This is a genomic window from Siccibacter colletis (assembly GCF_025914095.1).
Taxonomy (GTDB): domain Bacteria; phylum Pseudomonadota; class Gammaproteobacteria; order Enterobacterales; family Enterobacteriaceae; genus Siccibacter; species Siccibacter colletis.
Genome location: NZ_CP074352.1, coordinates 1,434,163 through 1,452,705 on the forward strand (window position 1 = coordinate 1,434,163; position 18,543 = coordinate 1,452,705).

The 18,543-nt window shown below is 53.3% G+C and carries 22 protein-coding genes, 1 tRNA gene and 2 pseudogenes; 14 read left to right on the forward strand and 11 right to left on the reverse strand.

Annotated elements, in window-relative coordinates:
* Positions 1 to 71: 71 nt before the first annotated feature.
* On the forward strand, positions 72 to 722 hold the full coding sequence (locus KFZ77_RS06815; protein ID WP_406678801.1) for a TfoX/Sxy family DNA transformation protein: 651 nt from the start codon (positions 72 to 74) through the stop codon (positions 720 to 722).
* On the opposite strand, the gene yccS is transcribed toward KFZ77_RS06815, so the two are convergent.
* Together yccS and KFZ77_RS06825 are read right to left on the reverse strand one after the other, a co-directional pair.
* Complete coding sequence (gene yccS, locus KFZ77_RS06820) at positions 707 to 2,842, reverse strand: YccS family putative transporter (protein ID WP_264385815.1); 2,136 nt, start codon at positions 2,840 to 2,842, stop codon at positions 707 to 709. The genes KFZ77_RS06815 and yccS overlap by 16 nt on opposite strands.
* 18 nt (positions 2,843 to 2,860) lie before the next feature.
* A complete protein-coding gene (locus KFZ77_RS06825; RefSeq protein ID WP_264385816.1) occupies positions 2,861 to 3,307 on the reverse strand; it encodes a YccF domain-containing protein in 447 nt (148 codons plus the stop codon).
* 128 nt (positions 3,308 to 3,435) lie between these two features.
* On the opposite strand from KFZ77_RS06825, the gene helD reads away from it, so the two are divergent.
* Positions 3,436 to 5,490: a DNA helicase IV gene (gene helD / locus KFZ77_RS06830; protein WP_264385817.1), complete on the forward strand. Its 2,055-nt coding sequence runs from the start codon at positions 3,436 to 3,438 to the stop codon at positions 5,488 to 5,490.
* Positions 5,491 to 5,505: 15 nt separating this feature from the next.
* Here the strand turns inward: helD and mgsA are convergent, their stop codons facing one another.
* Complete coding sequence (mgsA, locus tag KFZ77_RS06835) at positions 5,506 to 5,964, reverse strand: methylglyoxal synthase (RefSeq protein WP_031520130.1); 459 nt, start codon at positions 5,962 to 5,964, stop codon at positions 5,506 to 5,508.
* Positions 5,965 to 6,119: 155 nt separating this feature from the next.
* Between mgsA and KFZ77_RS06840 the strand changes: the two genes are divergently transcribed.
* Positions 6,120 to 6,533, forward strand: a complete 414-nt coding sequence (locus tag KFZ77_RS06840; protein WP_031520128.1) for a CoA-binding protein — start codon at positions 6,120 to 6,122, stop codon at positions 6,531 to 6,533.
* A gap of 28 nt (positions 6,534 to 6,561) precedes the next feature.
* Here KFZ77_RS06840 and hspQ read toward each other — a convergent pair whose 3' ends face one another.
* Both hspQ and rlmI read right to left on the reverse strand, forming a co-directional pair.
* Positions 6,562 to 6,879, reverse strand: coding sequence for a heat shock protein HspQ (gene hspQ / locus KFZ77_RS06845; protein WP_031520126.1), 318 nt, complete (start codon positions 6,877 to 6,879; stop codon positions 6,562 to 6,564).
* Between the two features lie 61 nt (positions 6,880 to 6,940).
* Positions 6,941 to 8,131, reverse strand: a complete 1,191-nt coding sequence (gene rlmI, locus KFZ77_RS06850; protein WP_264385818.1) for a 23S rRNA (cytosine(1962)-C(5))-methyltransferase RlmI — start codon at positions 8,129 to 8,131, stop codon at positions 6,941 to 6,943.
* Positions 8,132 to 8,225: 94 nt separating this feature from the next.
* On the opposite strand from rlmI, the gene yccX reads away from it, so the two are divergent.
* On the forward strand, positions 8,226 to 8,507 hold the full coding sequence (yccX, locus tag KFZ77_RS06855; RefSeq protein WP_031520121.1) for an acylphosphatase: 282 nt from the start codon (positions 8,226 to 8,228) through the stop codon (positions 8,505 to 8,507).
* Here the strand turns inward: yccX and tusE are convergent.
* Positions 8,504 to 8,833, reverse strand: a complete 330-nt coding sequence (tusE, locus tag KFZ77_RS06860; protein WP_031520120.1) for a sulfurtransferase TusE — start codon at positions 8,831 to 8,833, stop codon at positions 8,504 to 8,506. The two genes, yccX and tusE, sit on opposite strands and share 4 nt — an antisense overlap.
* Before the next feature lie 138 nt (positions 8,834 to 8,971).
* Complete coding sequence (gene yccA, locus KFZ77_RS06865) at positions 8,972 to 9,631, reverse strand: FtsH protease modulator YccA (protein ID WP_031520118.1); 660 nt, start codon at positions 9,629 to 9,631, stop codon at positions 8,972 to 8,974.
* A gap of 306 nt (positions 9,632 to 9,937) precedes the next feature.
* Between yccA and KFZ77_RS06870 the strand changes: the two genes are divergently transcribed.
* Positions 9,938 to 11,506, forward strand: a complete 1,569-nt coding sequence (locus KFZ77_RS06870; RefSeq protein ID WP_406678806.1) for an ABC transporter substrate-binding protein — start codon at positions 9,938 to 9,940, stop codon at positions 11,504 to 11,506.
* 158 nt (positions 11,507 to 11,664) lie between these two features.
* A tRNA-Ser gene (locus KFZ77_RS06875) sits at positions 11,665 to 11,752 on the forward strand.
* Between the two features lie 55 nt (positions 11,753 to 11,807).
* On the opposite strand, the gene KFZ77_RS06880 is transcribed toward KFZ77_RS06875, so the two are convergent.
* The 4 genes from KFZ77_RS06880 to KFZ77_RS06895 form a co-directional block, all read right to left on the reverse strand.
* Complete coding sequence (locus KFZ77_RS06880) at positions 11,808 to 12,848, reverse strand: tyrosine-type recombinase/integrase (RefSeq protein WP_264385820.1); 1,041 nt, start codon at positions 12,846 to 12,848, stop codon at positions 11,808 to 11,810.
* Complete coding sequence (locus KFZ77_RS06885; protein ID WP_130099260.1) at positions 12,848 to 13,054, reverse strand: DUF4224 domain-containing protein; 207 nt, start codon at positions 13,052 to 13,054, stop codon at positions 12,848 to 12,850. The genes KFZ77_RS06880 and KFZ77_RS06885 overlap by 1 nt, the downstream gene beginning before the upstream one ends.
* A gap of 38 nt (positions 13,055 to 13,092) precedes the next feature.
* A complete protein-coding gene (locus KFZ77_RS06890) occupies positions 13,093 to 13,920 on the reverse strand; it encodes a chromosome partitioning protein ParB (protein ID WP_264385821.1) in 828 nt (275 codons plus the stop codon).
* Positions 13,921 to 14,370: 450 nt separating this feature from the next.
* Positions 14,371 to 15,018: a LexA family protein gene (locus tag KFZ77_RS06895; protein ID WP_264385822.1), complete on the reverse strand. Its 648-nt coding sequence runs from the start codon at positions 15,016 to 15,018 to the stop codon at positions 14,371 to 14,373.
* Between the two features lie 167 nt (positions 15,019 to 15,185).
* Here KFZ77_RS06895 and KFZ77_RS06900 point away from each other — a divergent pair.
* The 8 genes and pseudogenes from KFZ77_RS06900 to KFZ77_RS06935 form a co-directional block, all read left to right on the forward strand.
* Positions 15,186 to 15,527 (forward strand): annotated as a pseudogene (locus KFZ77_RS06900) (lysozyme); the annotation flags it as partial.
* Entirely contained in the window at positions 15,517 to 15,987 is a 471-nt protein-coding gene (locus KFZ77_RS06905) for a lysis protein (protein WP_264385823.1), read from the forward strand. The pseudogene KFZ77_RS06900 and the gene KFZ77_RS06905, both read left to right, overlap by 11 nt.
* A 436-nt stretch (positions 15,988 to 16,423) precedes the next feature.
* Entirely contained in the window at positions 16,424 to 16,651 is a 228-nt protein-coding gene (locus KFZ77_RS06910) for a hypothetical protein (protein WP_264385824.1), read from the forward strand.
* 435 nt (positions 16,652 to 17,086) lie between these two features.
* The gene (locus tag KFZ77_RS06915; RefSeq protein ID WP_264386157.1) at positions 17,087 to 17,260 is read left to right on the forward strand and encodes a GnsA/GnsB family addiction module toxin; all 174 of its coding nucleotides are present in this window, start codon (positions 17,087 to 17,089) and stop codon (positions 17,258 to 17,260) included.
* A 69-nt stretch (positions 17,261 to 17,329) separates the two neighbouring features.
* The gene (locus KFZ77_RS06920; protein ID WP_264385825.1) at positions 17,330 to 17,587 is read left to right on the forward strand and encodes a hypothetical protein; all 258 of its coding nucleotides are present in this window, start codon (positions 17,330 to 17,332) and stop codon (positions 17,585 to 17,587) included.
* A 193-nt stretch (positions 17,588 to 17,780) separates the two neighbouring features.
* Positions 17,781 to 17,951: pseudogene (locus KFZ77_RS06925) on the forward strand (HNH endonuclease); the annotation flags it as partial.
* Between the two features lie 60 nt (positions 17,952 to 18,011).
* Positions 18,012 to 18,248 carry a hypothetical protein gene (locus KFZ77_RS06930; RefSeq protein WP_051640552.1) on the forward strand — a complete coding sequence of 79 codons (237 nt, stop codon included), beginning with the start codon at positions 18,012 to 18,014 and terminating at the stop codon, positions 18,246 to 18,248.
* Positions 18,241 to 18,465 carry a tail fiber assembly protein gene (locus KFZ77_RS06935; protein ID WP_031523421.1) on the forward strand — a complete coding sequence of 75 codons (225 nt, stop codon included), beginning with the start codon at positions 18,241 to 18,243 and terminating at the stop codon, positions 18,463 to 18,465. The genes KFZ77_RS06930 and KFZ77_RS06935 overlap by 8 nt, the downstream gene beginning before the upstream one ends.
* Positions 18,466 to 18,543 lie beyond the last annotated feature (78 nt).

Here is an 18,543-nt window from a genome sequence, read left to right on the forward strand (position 1 = left end):
GGTTGCTGTTATCCCCTAAGTTAAATATTTTCCTGTTAAAGGCTCTACTAATTACATGAAAAGAGTCTTATATGATGATTAATAAGGAAATTATCATGAAATCTTTATCTTATGACAGAATCAATAAATCTCGGGAATACCTCAAGTCGCTGGGCAAGATTGACTGTCGGGCGCTGTTTGGGGGCTACAGTCTGGCCATCGACAACACCGTGTTCGCGATGGTCTGTGAAGGCGAGCTCTATCTGCGGGCCTGCGAAGCTTGCGCCGAATACCATGTGGGTACAAAGCCAAAATTGCTGTGCTTGCCCAAGCGGGGCAGACGCATCTCACTCAATTATTTTCTGGTGGAGGAGCAGCTGTGGCAGGAACCAGCAACGCTATTGCAGCTTTCAACGCGCGCCTTACAGGATGCCCGCCGGGAAAAGTTCAAACGCGAATCGATAAAGCGGCTGAAGGATCTGCCAAATATTACTTTTCAGCTTGAGGCGCAGCTGTGCGCGGCTGAGATTCGCGACGCCCAAACCCTACAGGCCTGTGGTCCTCAGGAAGCCTGGCTGCGTATTCGTCAAATTAACAAACATGCCGGACTCCGGGCGCTGATGGCGCTGGCGGGCGCGGTGGCAGGGCTCCACTCCGCCGCGCTGCCCTCTGACACACGTAACGCCCTGCATGAGTGGTATCACCGTGTCACGCGCGGTGATCAGACTCATGCTGGCGAGTGATCGATCTGCTGTTGCAGGGAGCTGAGTTCCGGCAGGAGCGAGATCAGTAATCCAATCTGCTGAAGAACCAGCGGCTCTTTACTGTCTGCGCGCGGCTCAAGGTGGCTGATGCGCTGCGCCAGGTCAGCAAGTGCTGTCTGCAAGCGCTGTTTGTCTGCAGGCGCGTGGTGCAGCGCATCATCGACGTAGCATACGGCATCGTCCAGCAGTTGCAGGATCGCCGTATTGGTCAGTTTTTCACGGTGCGCACCGAGCGCAGAAATATAGCTGGTGAAGGTATGATTCAGGCATAACAGGCGAAACGCGGTTTCACGTAGCGTGGCGCTGGCCTGCGGTTCTGTAGCCATGTTCGACACTACCGAGGCCAGCTCCGCATCGCGGTTATGAGCATCGCGGCGGGCGATACGGTATTGCAGGCGGTTATCACGCCCCTGGTGATACTGCTCCAGAATGGCATCCAGGTAACGGCAGTTAGCATTAAGCGCCTGGCTAATCACCTGCGGCAGGCGGCGGAACTGCCAGTCTGGCCAGATAAAACTGACCGCCGCCCAGGCAATAGCACAGCCCACCAGCGTATCAAAGATGCGCGGCATCGCTACCACAAAGCCTTCGCCCAGCAGGTTGAAGCACAACAGTACCAGCAGCGTGATGAACATCGTGGCGTGGGCGTACTGCACGTTACGGAAGGCAAAAAACAGCACGCCGGTAATAACGATCAAAATAAGCTGTCCTTCAAGCGAGGGAACGAAGTACAGCACCGGAATGCCGATGGCGACACCAATCAGCGTCCCGAGCACGCGCAGCCGCAGCCTGTGCCGCGTGGCGTTGTAGTTGGGCTGGCAGACAAACAGGCTGGTCAGCAATATCCAGTAGCCATGCTCAAGGCCGGTAAGCTGAATAAAGGCATAGCCGACGCACAATACGATGGACATGCGCACCGCGTGGCGGAACAGCGCTGATTCCGGGGTGAAATTACGGCTCAGGCGCAGCCAGACATCGCTGAAGCCGTTCAGGCCGTCGTCGGCGAGCTGATGCTCAGATTCGACGCGCGGCGCGGCCAGTGCCTGTTCCGATTCAATGGTTGCCAGTTGCGCGTCGATAGCCTTGAGGTTGCTTATCAGATAGCCCACCGCTTTCATCTCTGCGGGAGAGGTTCCGCTGGCGCGGATGCGGTCGAGCGCGGCATCCAGGTGGCTGAATACGCGTTCGAAGCGTGGGTTATGCTGATAGGGCGTTCGCAGTAAAATAGAGCGTGATAACTGTGCGCACGCCTGGGACTGCATGGAAAGCAGGCGCTGGAAGCGGAACATGACGTCGCTGTAGCGAAATTTTTCACGCAGGGCCTGGTACTGGATGTGCGACGAGCTGGCACGCTCGTGAATATCCTGGGCGACGAAATAATAGTGCAGCGTGCGCCGGGTACCGCGTTGGCCCCGATCGCCTCGCAGCCGTGTCAGTAACGAGGCTTTGGTCTGATTAAGGGTGGTAACCAGCTTGCTGTTAGCCAGCGCCAGCTCGACAACCGGTGCATCGCGGTCGCTTTCGATATCCGGGTCATACAGGTGTGATTTAATCTCAAGATAGGCGGCAAGCTGCTCAAAGCAGCGGGCAAGATTGTCCTGCAGCGGGCGGATAGGAAACAGTAAATGCCCGGCCAGCGTCAGCAGGTTGTACCAGACCGCACCGGCAATCAGCAGCAGCGGTTGCTGATACCAGTGATCGTAGAGCGAGACCCCGAGCATGGTGTAGATCGCGATCAGCAGGGCGCCAAAAGCGATGGTGGCATAGCGCTGGCCAAGGCCGCCGAGCAGAATAAATCCGCTGGTGGATAGCGTCAGACCAAAAGCAAACAGCCACGGCCAGTCAAATAACAGCTCGACGGAGGCCGAGGCGATAAAAAAGCTGATCAGGGTGATCAGCAGATTGCGTAGCCGCCCACTTAACCGGTCGTCCAGATCCGCCAGTGCGGCGGCAACCACCCCGAGGGTGAGCGGGATGGTCAGCTTTACCTCGCCCAGCCACCACGGCAGCGCAGCGGTGCCGCTGAGCGCAATAAAGATCCGTAGGTTATAGAGCCAGGCGCTGTTCCATGTATAACGGCGTAGCAGGGGGCTGAGCATAAGCGGGCGTTCCTTGTGTTACCCGAAACGACGACGGGCGTTGGCTTCCCGGGCTGCGCGTGCGGTTTCAACGCTGACTACGCGGCGTCCAACCGGCCAGAGCGCAATGCCGGCAATCTTAAAGTTGGCAATGCCCACCGGGATGCCGATAAGCGTAACGCACTGGGCAATGCCTACCACAATATGCATCACGCACAGCCACCAGCCGAAAAAAATCACCCATAACACGTTCAGCAGCGTACCGCCGGTGTTGAGCAGCACATTTTTACTGTTCGGGTTCAGTTCATCAACGTGGATCGGTTCATTGCCGTAGGGTACCAGCGACAGTTTAGTAATTTCCCAGCACGAGCGGGTAAGCGGCAGCGTGACGATACAGATGATGCTGACCAGCGTCGCCAGCAGCCATGACAGCGTGGTGGCAAACCCACCCAGAACAAAATTAAGGATATTAAGAACGGTGCGCATATCGCCTCCCCGGCGTGTCGTCTGAGCCAAATCACTAACCGCAGCAATTGTAACGCGTTTTTGCTCTGGAGCGTGATCTCTGTGACGGGTAAACTGACGGCTCATTTTGCGTTTACTCTGGCATCGACATGGAACTCAAAGCAACGTCTCTTGGCAAACGTCTCGCGCAGCACCCCTACGATCGCGTCACGCTGCTTACGGCAGGGGTGAAAGTGGCCGGCGATAAGCACGAATATCTGATCCCGTTCAATCAGTTGCTGGCGATAAACTGCAAACGCGGTCTGGTCTGGGGCGAACTGGAATTCGTGCTGCCGGATGAGAAAGTTGTGCGTTTGCATGGCACCGAGTGGACTGATACCCAGCGCTTTTATCAGCAGCTTTCTGCGTTGTGGAACAGCTGGAGCGAGGAGATGAGCGACATCGCTGCCCGGGTGCTGAACGAAGCGCTGGACGCCATCGACCAGCTGGTCGGCAACGAGCAGTGGCTCAGACGACGTGATATTGAGGGAATAGCCCAGCGCATTCAGGCGGCTTGCGCAGCCTTGCCGCTGCCTCAGGCGCGACTGAACGAATTCGACATCACTCGTGAACCCTGGCAGAAATGCCAGGCATGGCTCAGCGACAGTGAGCAACGACGCGCTGCGCATAATCAGGAATATACCGCTGCGATGCTGGCGCGCTACGACGACTTTTTCACCAGCGTAGAGAGCTCCCCGCTTAATCCGGCGCAGGCCAGGGCGGTGGTGAATGTCGAAGATGCGTTGCTGGTGCTCGCGGGTGCCGGGAGCGGCAAAACGTCGGTGCTGGTGGCCCGCGCGGGCTGGCTGCTGCTGCGTCAGCAAGCCAGCGCCGAGCAGATCCTGCTGCTGGCGTTTGGCCGTAAAGCTGCGCAGGAGATGGATGAGCGCATCGCTTCGCGACTGCACACCAGCGACATCACCGCGCGCACCTTCCACTCGCTGGCGCTCTACATCATCAGCCAGGGAAGCCGTAAAGCGCCGACCCTGACGGCGCTGGAAAATGATACTGCAGCCCGCCACGCGCTGCTGATCGAGGCGTGGCAGACGCAGTGTCGCGAGAAGAAGGCGCAGCTTAAGGGCTGGCGCCAGTGGCTGGAAGAGGAGCTGGAATGGACGTTGCCGGAAGGCGAATTCTGGCAGGATGCGGGGGTTATCAAGCGCATTGCTCCGCGGCTCGATCGCTGGCTTGGTCTGATGCGTACCCACGGCGGAGCGCAGGCGCAGATGATTGCCGATGCGCCGGAGGCGGTGCGCGATCTGTTTGGCAAACGGGTCAAATTAATGGCTCCGCTGCTCAAGGCCTGGAAGACTGCGCTGAAAGCTGAAAACGCGGTCGATTTTGCCGGATTGATTCATCAGGCGATCAACGTGCTGGACAAGGGGCGTTTCGTCAGTCCCTGGAAACATATCCTGGTGGATGAGTTTCAGGATATCTCGCCCCAGCGTGCCGCGCTGCTTGCCGCGCTGCGTCGCCAGAATGCGCACACCACGCTGTTCGCGGTGGGTGATGACTGGCAGGCTATCTACCGCTTCAGCGGGGCACAGCTGTCTCTTACCACAGCATTCAGCCACCATTTTGGCGAAGGGGATCAGACGGCGCTGGATACCACGTACCGTTTCAACAGCCGCATCGGTGAGATCGCCAACCGCTTCATTCAGCAAAACCCTCATCAGCTGACGAAGCCGCTCAATAGCCTGACCGCAGGGGATAAAAAAGCCGTTACGCTGCTGGGAGAGGACCAGCTTGAGCCTCTGCTCGACAAGCTGAGCGGCTATGCAAAACCCGATGAGCGGATTCTGGTAATGGCACGCTACCACCATTTGCGCCCGGCGGCGCTGGAAAAGGCGGCCACCCGCTGGCCGAAGCTGAATGTCGACTTTATGACCATTCACGCCAGCAAAGGCCAGCAGGCGGACTACGCCATTATCCTCGGACTGAATGCGGGCAGGGATGGTTTCCCGGCCCCGGCGCGAGAGTCAATTATGGAGCAGGCGCTGCTGCCGGAGACAGAAGATTTTCCCGATGCCGAGGAGCGGCGTTTGCTGTACGTGGCGCTGACGCGCGCCAGGCAGAAGGTGTGGTTACTGTTCGATAAAGCGCAGCCGTCGTCGTTTGTCGATATTCTCAAACGGCTTGATGTTCCCGTCGCCCGCAAACCCTGAGGGCGACGGCGGCGGCTACTTCAGGCGCTCTGACAAATAGCGCTGATAGTCGGGGATGCCAATCTCAATGCTCTGGCTAAACTGCGCCGATTCGATGATCAGGTCGGCAGTGGAGACGTTGGTCGCCACGGGAATATTCCACACGGTTGCCAGGCGCAGCAGGGCTTTCACATCCGGGTCGTGCGGCACGGCGTTAAGCGGGTCCCAGAAGAAGATCAGCACATCGATTTTACCTTCGGCAATCAGCGCGCCGACCTGCTGATCGCCTCCCATCGGGCCGCTCAGCATCGCGTTGACGTTCAAATCGCAGTTGCGCTGGATCAGGTTGCCGGTGGTGCCGGTAGCATAGAGCGTGTGGCGGGAAAGTATCTCATGATGACGCTCGACCCATTTCATCAGCAGCGCTTTACAGTGATCGTGGGCGACCAGCGCAATGTGTTTACGGGGTTCCAGCGTCCGGGTTGTCAGTTCCATATTTTTTCCCTGAATGATTTGATGCAGACAGATTACTGAAAGTAATTATTGCTGCAAGCCGTAACGGGAAAAAACGCGAGGCGCAGTCAGTCACACAACGTGGTGCACCGCGAGGCTATGTCATACACTTTATGAATTATTCGCCGGAGGTCGTTATGAAAGAGACTGATATTGCAGAGATACTCAAATCGACGCGCACCATTGCGCTGGTGGGGGCCAGTGACAAGCCCGACCGCCCGAGTTACCGGGTGATGTCCTATCTGCTTGACCAGGGTTACCACGTAATCCCGGTGTCGCCAAAGGTGGCGGGTAAAACCCTGCTCGGACAGCAGGGCTACGGCACGCTGGCTGAGGTGCCGGAGAAAGTGGACATGGTTGACGTATTCCGCAATTCAGAAGCGGCCTGGGGCGTGGCGCAGGAAGCGATTGCTATCGGGGCGAAAACCCTGTGGCTTCAGCTTGGCGTGATAAACGATCAGGCGGCGGTGCTGGCGCGGGATGCGGGGTTGAAGGTGGTGATGGATAAATGCCCGGCGATTGAAATTCCACGGCTGGGCCTGAGCCGCTAATAAAAAACCCGGCGTCAGCCGGTTTTTTTTAGTTACGCAGGCGCGGAGCCTGTAACTGTTGACGTATGGTGCGAGCGAGTTCATCGAGTGAAGGCTGTTCAGGGTGTTCGTCCTGAGGCTCACCGCTCAGCTGCGCTTCTGCCAGGTACGTGTGGACGGGCTCGCCGTCATCGTCTTCCATCACCACGTGATACCAGGGCGCAGCACGCAGATCGGCGTTGACTGCCAGATCGTCCTCTTCTGGCTCATCAAGGGAGTACTCGGGGTCGATATCGACCACGACGCCCAGATAACCCAACAGCGAGTGACGAACCTGTTGGCCGATACCGAATTTGCTGGCATTCATAGTCACCTCCCGGGAAAAATTGCACTGCAAAAGATATGCGGGCAATTTTTCTCATTTCAAGTTACATGACGCGACAGGCAAACCCTTTCAGATAGAGTCCTTCCGGGTAGGGCGCGATCACCGGGTGATCCGCAGCCTGACGGAACTGCTCTATAAATTGTACATCACGACCGGCATCTACAGCGGCGTCAGCGATGATTTTCTGGAATAAATCGGTGGTCATCAGGCCAGAGCAGGAGTAGGTCATCAGCAAGCCGCCCGGGTTAAGCAACTGAATCGCGAGCATATTGATGTCTTTATAACCGCGGCAGGCACCCATCAGCTGATTCTTGTTTTCGACAAATTTAGGCGGGTCCATGACGATCACATCAAAGGTTTCGCCCTGGTCGCGGTATTTGCGCAGCAGCTTAAACACGTCGTCACGCACGAAATCCGCTTTACTGAGATCCAGCTGGTTCAGCTCCACATTTTTACGCGCGATATCCAGCGCTTCCTGAGACGTATCGACGCTCACCACCTGGCGGCAACCGCCCATCAGGGCCGAAACGGCGAAACCGCCGGTATAGGAGAAGCAGTTCAGCACGCGCTTATCCTGCACGTAGCGACGAGTCGCAAAACGGCTGTCGCGCTGGTCGAGATAGTAGCCGGTTTTGTGGCCGCCCTTGATATCCACCAGCAGCTTCATGCCGTGCTCTTCAATGGGCAGCAGGTCCGGCGGCAGCTCGCCGCTTACCGGCCCCTGGGTCAGCTCCAGCCCCTCTTTTTTACGCACCGCTACGTCTGAGCGGTCATAGATGGCGCATTCAGGATAAAGCGAACCCAGCGCGCTCAGTAGCGCCGGACGCTGGTATTCAGCCCCCGCGGAGAGCAGTTGCAGCACGAGGAAGTTACCGAAGCGGTCAATGGTGATGCCCGGCAGGCCGTCGGATTCCCCGGCAATCAGACGGTAGCTGTCCAGCCCGTCTTTTTCCGCCAGCCAGTCGCGCCACTGCTGAGCCTGCTGCAGACGGCGGGTAAAGAAGGCGATATCAATGGTTTCGTTTTTGTCGAAAGTCCAGACGCGCGCCCGGATCTGTGACGACGGCGAGTATGCGCCGCGTGCCAGCCACTTGCCCTGATGGTCGACAATATCCACGGTCTCCCCGAGACCCGCTTTGCCTTCCAGACGGGCGACGGCACCAGAAAAGACCCACGGGTGGCGGCGCAGTAACGACTTCTCGCGCCCTTTGGCTAACACTAAACGTACACTCATAATTTGCTATGCTGCTCTTAATCGAAAATGGGCGCCATTCTCCCGACTTCAGCCGGGAAATGCAACGCGGCCTCACCAGCAGGAGAAAAACGAGATGACTACAGTATGTACCATAGCCTGGGTTCATGGCCGCGTGCAGGGCGTGGGGTTTCGCTACAGCACACAGCATGAGGCAAAACGCCTCGGATTAACCGGTTATGCAAAAAATCTGGATGATGGCAGCGTGGAAGTGCTGATCTGCGGTGAACAGGACAAGGTTGAAGAACTTATCGCCTGGCTGAAAGCGGGCGGGCCGCGCAGCGCACAGGTTGACCGCGTTCTTACCGAGCCACGCCAGGCGTCAGAAGCCGGGCGCGACTTCGGGATCCGCTATTAAATGCACTTCACCGGTTTCGGCAGGCCGGCAATTTTGGTGGCCTGTTTGGCCGGGCCTTTCGGGAACAGGCGATAGAGATAGCGGCTGTTGCCTTTTTCTTCACCGAACTTCTGCGCCATCGCCTTCACCAGCATGCGAATTGCTGGTGAGGTGTTGAACTCCTGATAAAAGTTACGCACAAAGCGCACCACCTCCCAGTGTTCCGGCGTCAGGGTAATTGCCTCATTTCCGGCGATGACCTCCGCCAGGCCTTCGCTCCACGCGTTAAAGTCCTTGAGATAGCCTTCGCCATCGGTTTCAAAGGTGTTGCCTTCAAACGTTAACATACGCACTCATCTGAATAGTAAAACTGGCGGCAGTGTAACAAAAGCGTGGGGGAGAGCCAAAAGCGGTAAAAAAAACAGGCACTGGCTGACGAGCAGCGGCAGTGCCTGTTTTACCTTCGGGCGCGCAGCCCGGAAGGGTTAATCGCGGCTTGCGAAGCCCAGAATGCTCAGTAGGCTGACGAAGATGTTGTAGATGGATACGTACAGGCTTACCGTCGCGCGAATGTAGTTGGTTTCCCCGCCGTGGATGATGTTGCTGGTCTCAAACAGGATTGCGCCGGTAGAGATCAGGATAAACACCGCACTGATGGCCAGATGAAGCGCCGGCAGCTGCAGGAAAATATTTGCCACCATACCGACCAGCACTACCACGATACCCGCCATCAGCATACCGCCAAGGAAGGACATGTCCTTACGGGTGGTCAGTACGTAGGCCGAGCAGGAGAAGAACACCAGCGCCGTACCGCCCAGCGCCAGGGCAATTACATCACCCATGCCAGCAGAAAGATAAGTGTTCAGCATCGGCCCGAGGATGTAGCCCAGGAAACCGGTGAAAGCAAAGGCGGCGATAATACCGGTCGGTTTATTGGCCAGACGGTAAGTCAGGAACATCAGGCCATACATACCCACCAGCGTAATAATCAGGCCAGGAGAAGGCAGCGCCAGCAGGGTGCTTGCGGTCGCCGTCAGGGCGGAAAACGCCAGCGTCAGGCTCAGCAGAAAATAGGTATTGCGCAGAACTTTATGGGTGCTCAGCAGCGATGCGCTGTCGCGTGAGGAGGTAATTAAGCGATCCATATCGTCACTCTCTCATTACAGGTGTAGTTAGTCTGTGAGGATACGGGCGGGACGGGAAGGGTAAAAGGGGGTTTACCCATCTTTACTCAGTGACTTAGTGAAAATATTCCGGGGTGAAACTGTTTATTCCTGCGGTTTTGACGTTTTTCATCGAATATCAGATCAACATCTTATATGCCCATGAAATGCATTGCTTTTGGTTAGTTAGCGGTCTAAGAAATGAGAGACACCACAACACAACTATAAAGGCAATCTATGAAAGGAAAACGGAGTGCAGGCGTCGTGTCGGTGCTGGCACTGAGCGTCATGGCCATCAGCGTTCAGGCGGCAGAAGTGCCGGCGGGCACAAAACTTGCGCAGAAGCAGGAGCTGGTACGCAATAACGGCAGTGAACCGGCAACGCTCGACCCGCATAAAGTGGAGAGCGACGTCGAGTTCAACATCATCACTGATACCTTCGACGGGCTCATTGCCGTGCGTAAAGACGGCACCATCGAACCACGTCTCGCTGAGCGCTGGGAAAATAAAGACGGCACGGTGTGGGTGTTCCATCTGCGTCCGGGGATTACCTGGTCCGACGGCGAACCCATCACTGCGGAAGACGTCGTGTGGAGCTGGCGCCGCCTCGTCACCCCGGACATTGCCTCACCCTACGCCAGTTATCCCGGCAGTATGCATATCGTTAACGCGGCTGACATTGCCGAAGGCAAGAAATCACCCGATACGCTGGGCGTCAAAGCGCTGGACGACAACACTGTTGAAGTGACCCTGACCCAGCCGACCGCCGCGTTTCTGAATATGCTGGCGCACCCGTCGATGGTGCCGGTGGATAAAACCGCGGTAGAACGCTTCGGCGATCGCTGGACGCGTCCGGAACATTTTGTGGGCAGCGGCGCTTATCGCGTGGTGGACTGGAAAGTGAATGAACGTGTCGTGGGTGAGCGCAACACGCGCTACTGGGACAATGCGCATACGGTGATTAATAAAGTGACCTGGCTGGCGGTCACCTCTCAGACCGCAGACGTGAATCGTTATAAAGCGGGTGAGATTGATATTACCTACAGCGTGCCGCTGAACCAGTACGCCCAGCTGAAGAAGTCTCTGGGCAGCGAAGTGCATACCGATCCGCAGCTCGCCACCTATTACTACGAGTTCAATACCACCAAAGCGCCGTTCAACGATCCCCGGGTGCGTCGCGCGCTGAATATGGGTCTTGATAAAGACATCATCGCTGAAAAAGTGCTGGGGCAGGGGCAGCGTCCGGCATGGCTGATAAGCCAGCCTGAAATTGGCGGTATCACGCTGAAAAATCCTGACTACGCCAGCTGGCCGCGGGATAAACGTCTCGCTGAGGCGAAACGCCTGCTGAACGAGGCCGGTTTTAATGAGTCACACCCGCTGAAGTTTAATCTGCTCTACAACACCATGGAATCTCATCAGCGTATCGCCATTGCTGCCAGCTCAATGTGGAAGAAGAATCTTGGTGTGCAGGCCGTGCTGCAAAACCAGGAGTGGAAAACCATGCTGGACACCATGCACACCGGTAACTTTGACGCCGTGCGCTATGCGTGGATTGCCGATTACGATGACGCCTCGACATTCCTGAACAACTTCCGCACCGGCAACAGCGAAAATACCTCGCTTTACGCTAATCCGGCTTACGACGAGACGCTGTTGAATGCGGCGAAAGCGACGGACAGCGCGACGCGCGGCAAATATTATCAGCAGGCAGAGGATATCCTCAGTACTGATGTGCCCGCGATACCGGTCTACCATTATGTGCGTTCCCAACTGGTGAAGCCGTATGTTGGCGGCTTTGCTCCGGATGCGATGGGGCGCTTTGCAACCAAAGACCTGTACATCAAAGCGCATTAACCGGATGACGGCGGGTGAAAGGCCCGCCGAATCTGTTGTTAAACTGAGCATATTGTTTCAATTTCAGCCGATTAGCCGTAATTTGACTGTTTTTAAAGCGATTGAACATATTCGGGCTTTACAGGCAGGCACGGGATGTTTATAGTTCGCGTCATTCCGGAAGTGTGGCCGAGCGGTTGAAGGCACCGGTCTTGAAAACCGGCGACCCGAAAGGGTTCCAGAGTTCGAATCTCTGCGCTTCCGCCAGATTAAACAAGGGGTTACCATCAGGTAACCCCTTTGTTTTTCTAGCGGGTTGGAATTACTTGGAATAAGCACCTGGAATATTTGTAGCGATAGGGGGCTTGTCCAGTGTTGGTGACTTCTTGATTTTACGGTCGTAAATTAGCACCTGCGTCTCAGTCTTATGCCCACTAAACAGCTGTTTGTCCCTACTGCTCCCCTCGTAATCTGATATCCCTTTTGCTTTAAGATCATGAAAAGTACAATCCAGTGAATAGCCGAGCTTTAACGATGCTGCTGTTCTGGCTTTATCCCATCTGTTACTGAATCCTCTCTTCGTGAATCCTGCCCCATGTAAGCCAAGCACAACATGCGAATTTAAGTTATTGGGGTTTGAAAACGTTCTTGCTAACTCAAATGCCTGCTTCAACCTCGGTGTCCAAAGTTTTATTTGCTTAGTCCCCGTCTTCCCCTGTTGCACGAATAAACCATCACTGGTGGCCTGAATCCATTTCATACCGAGTACATCGGATAGGCGGGCCGCACAAAGATATGCAATTTCCATAGCGACACGCACAACATCATCAGCCTCGGCATAGATGGCTTCGTATTCTTTATCTGTAACATAGCGGTCACGCACAGCCGCTTTGAATTTGCTGACGCCTGAGCAAGGGTTGCGCTTAACATAACCACGCTCATATCCCCATCGGTATACACGAGACATACTCGACATTTCATGATTAGCCTGGGTTTTACTTTGCAATCCACGTTTGTCCATGAAGGCTCTTACATGCTCTGGCCGGATATTATCAGCAAGGACTTTTCCAAATACCGCCAATAATTTCTTTTCGTGTTGTAGATAATCTTTCTGAGTCCGAGGTTTAAGATCGGTGTAATAAGCGCTTTGTAAAAACTTTTTCCAAAGCCTTTCGAAGGTCATAGCCGTGCTTCTTTGGTTGGCTTCCTCTTCATACTTCTGCCACAGTTTCGCCAGGCCATCCTCAATCCTCGTGAGGGTTACAGACTCTTTTGATGTTGGTTTCCATACATAACTGTATTTGTTTGGATAAACACGCGGAGGAAGTTTCAAATCCTCCGGGTTCAAACGCCTTCTACCCATTAAATTGCTCCGAAATTGGGTTCTTCATCCCTCGGCTGAATACTTACGTTAGAGTTAACAAAAAGGCAGCGATTAACTTTAGGGTGGCCCATACGGTTCATACGAAAGGGGATACCCTCTTTAGAAAGCCATTTGCATTGTTGTCGTGCATAGCAGTAACCAGTCAGGTCTTTCAGTTCCTCATTCGTTAAAAAGAGTTCGCTCATCATCTCCTCCACTAATTCCCGGCTGCACCCGGCCATGCTCAGTTTGCTAGACGCTGCCTAGCAATTAAATTTTGCTCATCAATGATTTCGAAAACTTCAGCCAGTGCCTGACCTTCAAGCTTGATCACCCCGTCATTACTTACCCCGACAAGGCTGATCAATTCAACGAGGCGGCGAGCCTTCTTTACGCTGATTTCCGGGGCGATTACGCTTCGAGTAACCTTTTTCTTGCCCACAGCGGCTGCGCGTTCTTCATCTTTCTTCAGTACTTGTTCAGCGTTTTCTCCATGCTCTTTAACGCGGTCCACCGCTACATCTACCGAAACAGCACCGGACTTAACCTTTTGCTGTACTGAGTGGCTTGCCGTGCTCAGAGTTAGCAGGTTCTCAACTGTAGGAATTGACTTGTGAACCAGTTTTGATATTTCGCTGGTGGTCAGATTAAAGGTGGTTGCTAACTCCTGAACTACTGCAGCCTGTTCTACTGAGGAGAGGGGCAGCTGATTATTACTGGTCATGATGCGTGCCAGGCGCTGAATGTCATTGCCAACGAACGGCACGATATGGATGCGTTCTACCGGCTTGCCTGCTTCACGGCAACGCTCATAGCAGCGGCGACGGCGATGACCTTCTACAACCCAAACACCTCCTTCGTCACGCGCTACTACCTCTAACGGTGGAACGGTGCCTCCGTTCATTAGGAATTGGAACAGGTCTTCATCAGCTTTTAGGGTGCGCTCGTCGGCATCGTCACGCTTATTGAAGCCGTCTTTCACGTGAATATCGTTAAGGCAGATGAACATGCCTGAATCAGTGCGTTTGATTTCACCGGCTTTGATCATCTGCTTAAAAGAGTTAGCCGCCATCACATTGCCTCCCCACAACGTTGTTTGAGAGCTTTGTGCTCCGTGTTCAGTTGATCGCGTTCAGCTATTACTTCACGCAATACAGTCTTCGTAACGTCCAAACGAACAGCAAGCTCAGTCATTAGTGCACTGGACGCTGCAGGAAGGTATTTAGCAGCCACGTGTGCCGCAGCTATCAGTTGCTCAACAGGCAACCGCAAAGTTTCCTGCCGATTTAGGTTTTGCATCGTTAGTTCTCCGTGTTTTGGCGCTCTGCACAGCGCTGAATTTTGGTTGTACGAAATCCTCGCCAACGGGGATAAAAATTTTTAGGGTCGCTTTAGTCATTACCTTCGCTAAGGCTTTGGAATCATCAGTAATGCTCCCAAGGAATGCTTAGAATCTAAATTAACTTAGATTTAAGATCAAGCGAGAAAGCTAAATATTTTTAGCTCCTCGATTTAGGACAGGCTACTTGCGACGCATGGCTCGACGATGCTCTACGACGACACCAATGATAGAAATTTTTTCCTTGAGAGAGTTTCGTATAGCGTAATCTTCGTTAAGTGGAACTAATTCAAAAATTTCCTGGCCATTGTCACTTACGCCTCTGGCTCGGTACTTCTTGAAGGTAGCTTCGTCACCACCATTTTTTGCTACAACGTAATCGCCTGGGCCTGGTTGCAGTTCAGGATCAACGATTATCACGTCCCCTTCCACGAATTCAGGCTCCATAGATTTCCCTTTCACCTTCAAGGCAAAAGTCGAGTGAGAATGAAAATCTGAAGTCAAAATGTACTCTACTGTTCCATCAAGGTTTCGTGCATCGCACTCAGGAGACCAAGCACCAGCCTGAACGTAACTAATGATAGGGATTTGCTGTCCTGTCATGGGGGCCGGGGCTACGTTAACTTCGCCTTCCTGTCCATACAAAAGGAACCCTTCACTGACACCAAGATAATGTGCAAGCTTCGTTAAGGATTTTCCACCCGGTATATTCAAGTCTCTTTCCCAGTAGCCCACTGTTACATCAGATACTCCAAGCGCTTTTCCAAGTTGACCCTGAGTCAACTTCCTGTCCTTGCGAAGTGTTCTAAGACGACTGCCAAGTGTTGCCACGGTTCTGACCTTAATAAATTAAACCTAAGTAATCTTAGTTTTATTTGACCTAAAAAAAATTAGATAATAATATCTAAAAAAACTTAGGAGGAAGTTATGACGACAACTGAGCTTGAGCATTACTTCGGTTCACCAAACAAAGCAGCCGAGTTTTTTGGAGTATCACCACAGGGCGTGACATCATCATCGGTAAGACCTACACCGACCGAGAATGCGATGCCCTGCTGCGTAAAGACCTGCAGCCGGCGAAGCGCACCGTCGACCGTCTGGTTAAAGCGTCTCGGGGTGAGTATCAACGGGCCGCGCTTTATAGCTTCGTTTTCAACGTTGGGTCTGACGCGTTCTCTAAATCAACGCTTCTGCGCAAACTCAACAAAGGTGACCACGCCGGGGCATGCGATGAAATGCGCCGGTGGGTTTACGCTGGTGGCATGAAATGGAAAGGACTGCAGAACCGGCGGGAGATGGAGCGCTCCATGTGCCTGGCGGAGGGCAAAGATGGCCTTTAGCTGGAAAACCATGCTCGCTGGCTTGCTGGTGGTGGGACTGGTTGTTGCCGGAAAACTGGCGAACTATTACCACACACAGCTCACAGAAACCCGCTCATCTTTAACCAAAGTTAATCGTGAATTAAAGCTTGCTAAAGATGACATCGCAGACATGCAGAAGCGCCAGCGTGACGTTGCGGCGCTGGATGCGAAGTACACGCAGGAATTAGCAGATGCAAAAGCTGAAAATGATGTTCTGCAGCGTAAGCTTGATAATGGTGGTCGGGTGCTCGTCAATGGCCGATGTCCAGTGCCAACCGACACTAAAAGCTCCGGCCCCGCCGGCATGGGCAATGATGCCACCATCGAACTCTCTGACATTGCTGGACGAAACGTTCTCGGTATCAGATCAGGCATCAAAAAAGACCAGTCCGCACTAATGGCTCTGCAGGAGTACATTAATACGCAGTGCTTGAAATAGATCACCATCCCTGAGGTTCAGTAAATTCCCTCCTCAGAGTTTAAACTTCGCAAGTGATTGGAGCATCTTGCTGGTAGACTCGATAATGGCTACATCGAGATATCAGGCTCATAACTAGTCGATTATGCTGCCGTGCCGCGTTTCTCGCGTAGCAATGTGCCATTCAGCGACACATTCACAATCATTGGTGTTTGGGCCGTGCTTAATTTTTTTTTATGTATAGACTCAACCCACCCTCCTGAAATGATTATCAGGAGGGTGTATTGCTTGTTTGTCAATCGTAGCTCTCCGGGTGGCTCCAGAGCATTATGATCTGGAAGATAAGCGGTGCAAATAAAGGCCATGCGATAGCATGGCCTTTTCTAAGTATCAGCGTTTTTTTGAAGCCAAGGCGGCAATTACCTTAAAACAAACGCTTAAGGATTAAGGCAAATTGATGAAAAAGGTATTGGTCTTCTTCAACTCGCAGCCGGTAGAAGTGGTAGATGTGCTTAAACCTGTAACATCTGTCACGCGGAATTATCCAAACGGTGATGAAGTATCATTAAAAATAATGACCACAGGAATACATTCATTAACAGGCGATCACGTTGAGATTTGTGTTGCTTCTGATCGGGAATTCTCCCAAAAAGAAGTGGTAAGTGCAGCGAAAAAATATCTTTAACGAGAACGCATGCAGCTTCGAAAACCCTCTCAACCTGTTAATGAGTGTGTTGAAATTAGGATCTACAGTTGAAGATTATGGTGAATCCCCCTTAGCGGTGGGGCTAAGTAACCTGATGGCTCCTCTTCACTGGCGCTAATCGTGAACATCTGAAGCAGCGGGTCATGGGTGGTTAACCCAAAGGCTCACCGGGAGGCACCCGGCATCATATACCCAAAGCCCCTGTAGAAATGCAGGGGCTTTTTATTGCCTGCAACGAAAGCATCCTTCATGTTGGGATACCATTTGAAGGAAGTAGCAAGCAAAGCCTATGAGCATGCAGCACCAGTAACCTCGGTAGTCTATAATTTATAGACAGTTATGGTTAAGGACAGTTAATCAACAATTGTCACCTTGCTGGAAATGGGAACAGTTGATGAACCAGAAGAGGTAAAAATGAAAGTTGAAGCTCTAACGCAAAAGGCAGAAGAAGAAGTTGCCGCTCTGATAGCAAAAAAAATTTCAGAACTACGAAAGAAAACCGGAAAAGAAGTTTCTGAAATTCAGTTTGTTGCTCGCGAAACGATGGCCGGTCTTGAAGGTTATGAAGTGACAATTAAAGTTATTTAACATTCCCTATACAGACAAGGTCGCTATTGCGGCCTTTTTTATTGCCTTAACAGTGAGCAGGCCCATCGTGTGGAATTGCAACTACGCTTTTTTGCCATCAACGGTAAAGCTGGCATCAGCCGTGTTATGTACCTATGGAAATGTTACCTGTGGCAATCAACTGCCCCAGCAGCACCGCTTCATTTAAGGAATGGTCATACCCTTTTTGCAAAGCAGAGCGTCAGCCTGATGGGCAGCAGTGAAGTGCGATGGTATTTCATTCTGCCAACGGAAGATATGTGCACTTTGGATGATCATTCAAGCAATTGCGAGCTAATGCAATTTTGAGTGCCTGTAAGGACCACATCCGACGAGTTATGGAAAAATATTTCCGCAGATAAGTCAGTTCATCAGTAAGCCTCAAAAGCCAAGGCTTCGCATCTGCGGAGCCTTTTTACACGCGTCGCTCAAATGTCAAAAATGGTCGTTCATTCGTGAACTACTGACGTTTGCTGGTGGCTTCTTTATTGGAGATAACTACATGCCATCCGCTATCCCCCGCGCATGTCGTAAGCGAGGTTGTTCTGGCACAACAACGGACCGCTCTGGATACTGCGAGGCGCACCGCAACGAAGGATGGCAGCAGCACCAGCGAGGACTTAACCGCCACCAACGCGGCTACGGAAGTAAGTGGGACATTAGCCGGAGACGGTCGCGACTGGTCTAACTCAGTAGCCACAACGGTAGCCATCTTTGGTAAGGGAGCAATTTAATGAAGATTATTTATCAGTCAGAGTATGGCGTAGCCGTTTTATCACCCGCAGATTGCGGACTTACTGTCCTGGAAATCGGTCAGAAAGACGTGCCGGCAGGTCTGCCATTCTGGTTAGTTAATGAAGCCGTTCTGCCGCTGGATATTCCCCAGGAAGCCTGGGAGTTGGACGAGGCTGCACTGGGTGAGCCGAGCGGCATTGGCGGAACGTATCGTGAGGTAGCGGGCAATGATTAAAATCAATCAGGACAAGCTGGCAGAAATTAAGGCGGAGGAAATTCGCGCCGAGCGTGACCGCCGGATCGCCGAGTGTGACTGGGCAATGATGCCGGACGCGCCCACGGATAAAGAGGCGTGGGCGGCTTACCGCCAGGCGCTTCGCGATGTTCCACAGCAACATACGTTTCCGCTTGATCCAGTCTGGCCCAGCGCACCGACCAGCGCTGAGAAGTGAATGATACTCCCAGCCCTGTAAAAGCTGATTAATGTCCGCTTTGAGCGAAAAGCGGACGCCCGCATAGCGTAAACAGGC

Bases quoted from the DNA above. Each gene is read 5' to 3' on its own strand.
- KFZ77_RS06815 (WP_406678801.1), top strand. From the start codon at position 72: ATGATGATTAATAAGGAAATTATCATGAAATCTTTATCTTATGACAGA.
- yccS (WP_264385815.1), bottom strand. From the start codon at position 2,842: ATGCTCAGCCCCCTGCTACGCCGTTATACATGGAACAGCGCCTGGCTC.
- KFZ77_RS06825 (WP_264385816.1), bottom strand. From the start codon at position 3,307: ATGCGCACCGTTCTTAATATCCTTAATTTTGTTCTGGGTGGGTTTGCC.
- helD (WP_264385817.1), top strand. From the start codon at position 3,436: ATGGAACTCAAAGCAACGTCTCTTGGCAAACGTCTCGCGCAGCACCCC.
- mgsA (WP_031520130.1), bottom strand. From the start codon at position 5,964: ATGGAACTGACAACCCGGACGCTGGAACCCCGTAAACACATTGCGCTG.
- KFZ77_RS06840 (WP_031520128.1), top strand. From the start codon at position 6,120: ATGAAAGAGACTGATATTGCAGAGATACTCAAATCGACGCGCACCATT.
- hspQ (WP_031520126.1), bottom strand. From the start codon at position 6,879: ATGAATGCCAGCAAATTCGGTATCGGCCAACAGGTTCGTCACTCGCTG.
- rlmI (WP_264385818.1), bottom strand. From the start codon at position 8,131: ATGAGTGTACGTTTAGTGTTAGCCAAAGGGCGCGAGAAGTCGTTACTG.
- yccX (WP_031520121.1), top strand. From the start codon at position 8,226: ATGACTACAGTATGTACCATAGCCTGGGTTCATGGCCGCGTGCAGGGC.
- tusE (WP_031520120.1), bottom strand. From the start codon at position 8,833: ATGTTAACGTTTGAAGGCAACACCTTTGAAACCGATGGCGAAGGCTAT.
- yccA (WP_031520118.1), bottom strand. From the start codon at position 9,631: ATGGATCGCTTAATTACCTCCTCACGCGACAGCGCATCGCTGCTGAGC.
- KFZ77_RS06870 (WP_406678806.1), top strand. From the start codon at position 9,938: ATGGCCATCAGCGTTCAGGCGGCAGAAGTGCCGGCGGGCACAAAACTT.
- KFZ77_RS06880 (WP_264385820.1), bottom strand. From the start codon at position 12,848: ATGGGTAGAAGGCGTTTGAACCCGGAGGATTTGAAACTTCCTCCGCGT.
- KFZ77_RS06885 (WP_130099260.1), bottom strand. From the start codon at position 13,054: ATGAGCGAACTCTTTTTAACGAATGAGGAACTGAAAGACCTGACTGGT.
- KFZ77_RS06890 (WP_264385821.1), bottom strand. From the start codon at position 13,920: ATGGCGGCTAACTCTTTTAAGCAGATGATCAAAGCCGGTGAAATCAAA.
- KFZ77_RS06905 (WP_264385823.1), top strand. From the start codon at position 15,517: ATGGCCTTTAGCTGGAAAACCATGCTCGCTGGCTTGCTGGTGGTGGGA.
- KFZ77_RS06910 (WP_264385824.1), top strand. From the start codon at position 16,424: ATGAAAAAGGTATTGGTCTTCTTCAACTCGCAGCCGGTAGAAGTGGTA.
- KFZ77_RS06915 (WP_264386157.1), top strand. From the start codon at position 17,087: ATGAAAGTTGAAGCTCTAACGCAAAAGGCAGAAGAAGAAGTTGCCGCT.
- KFZ77_RS06930 (WP_051640552.1), top strand. From the start codon at position 18,012: ATGAAGATTATTTATCAGTCAGAGTATGGCGTAGCCGTTTTATCACCC.
- KFZ77_RS06935 (WP_031523421.1), top strand. From the start codon at position 18,241: ATGATTAAAATCAATCAGGACAAGCTGGCAGAAATTAAGGCGGAGGAA.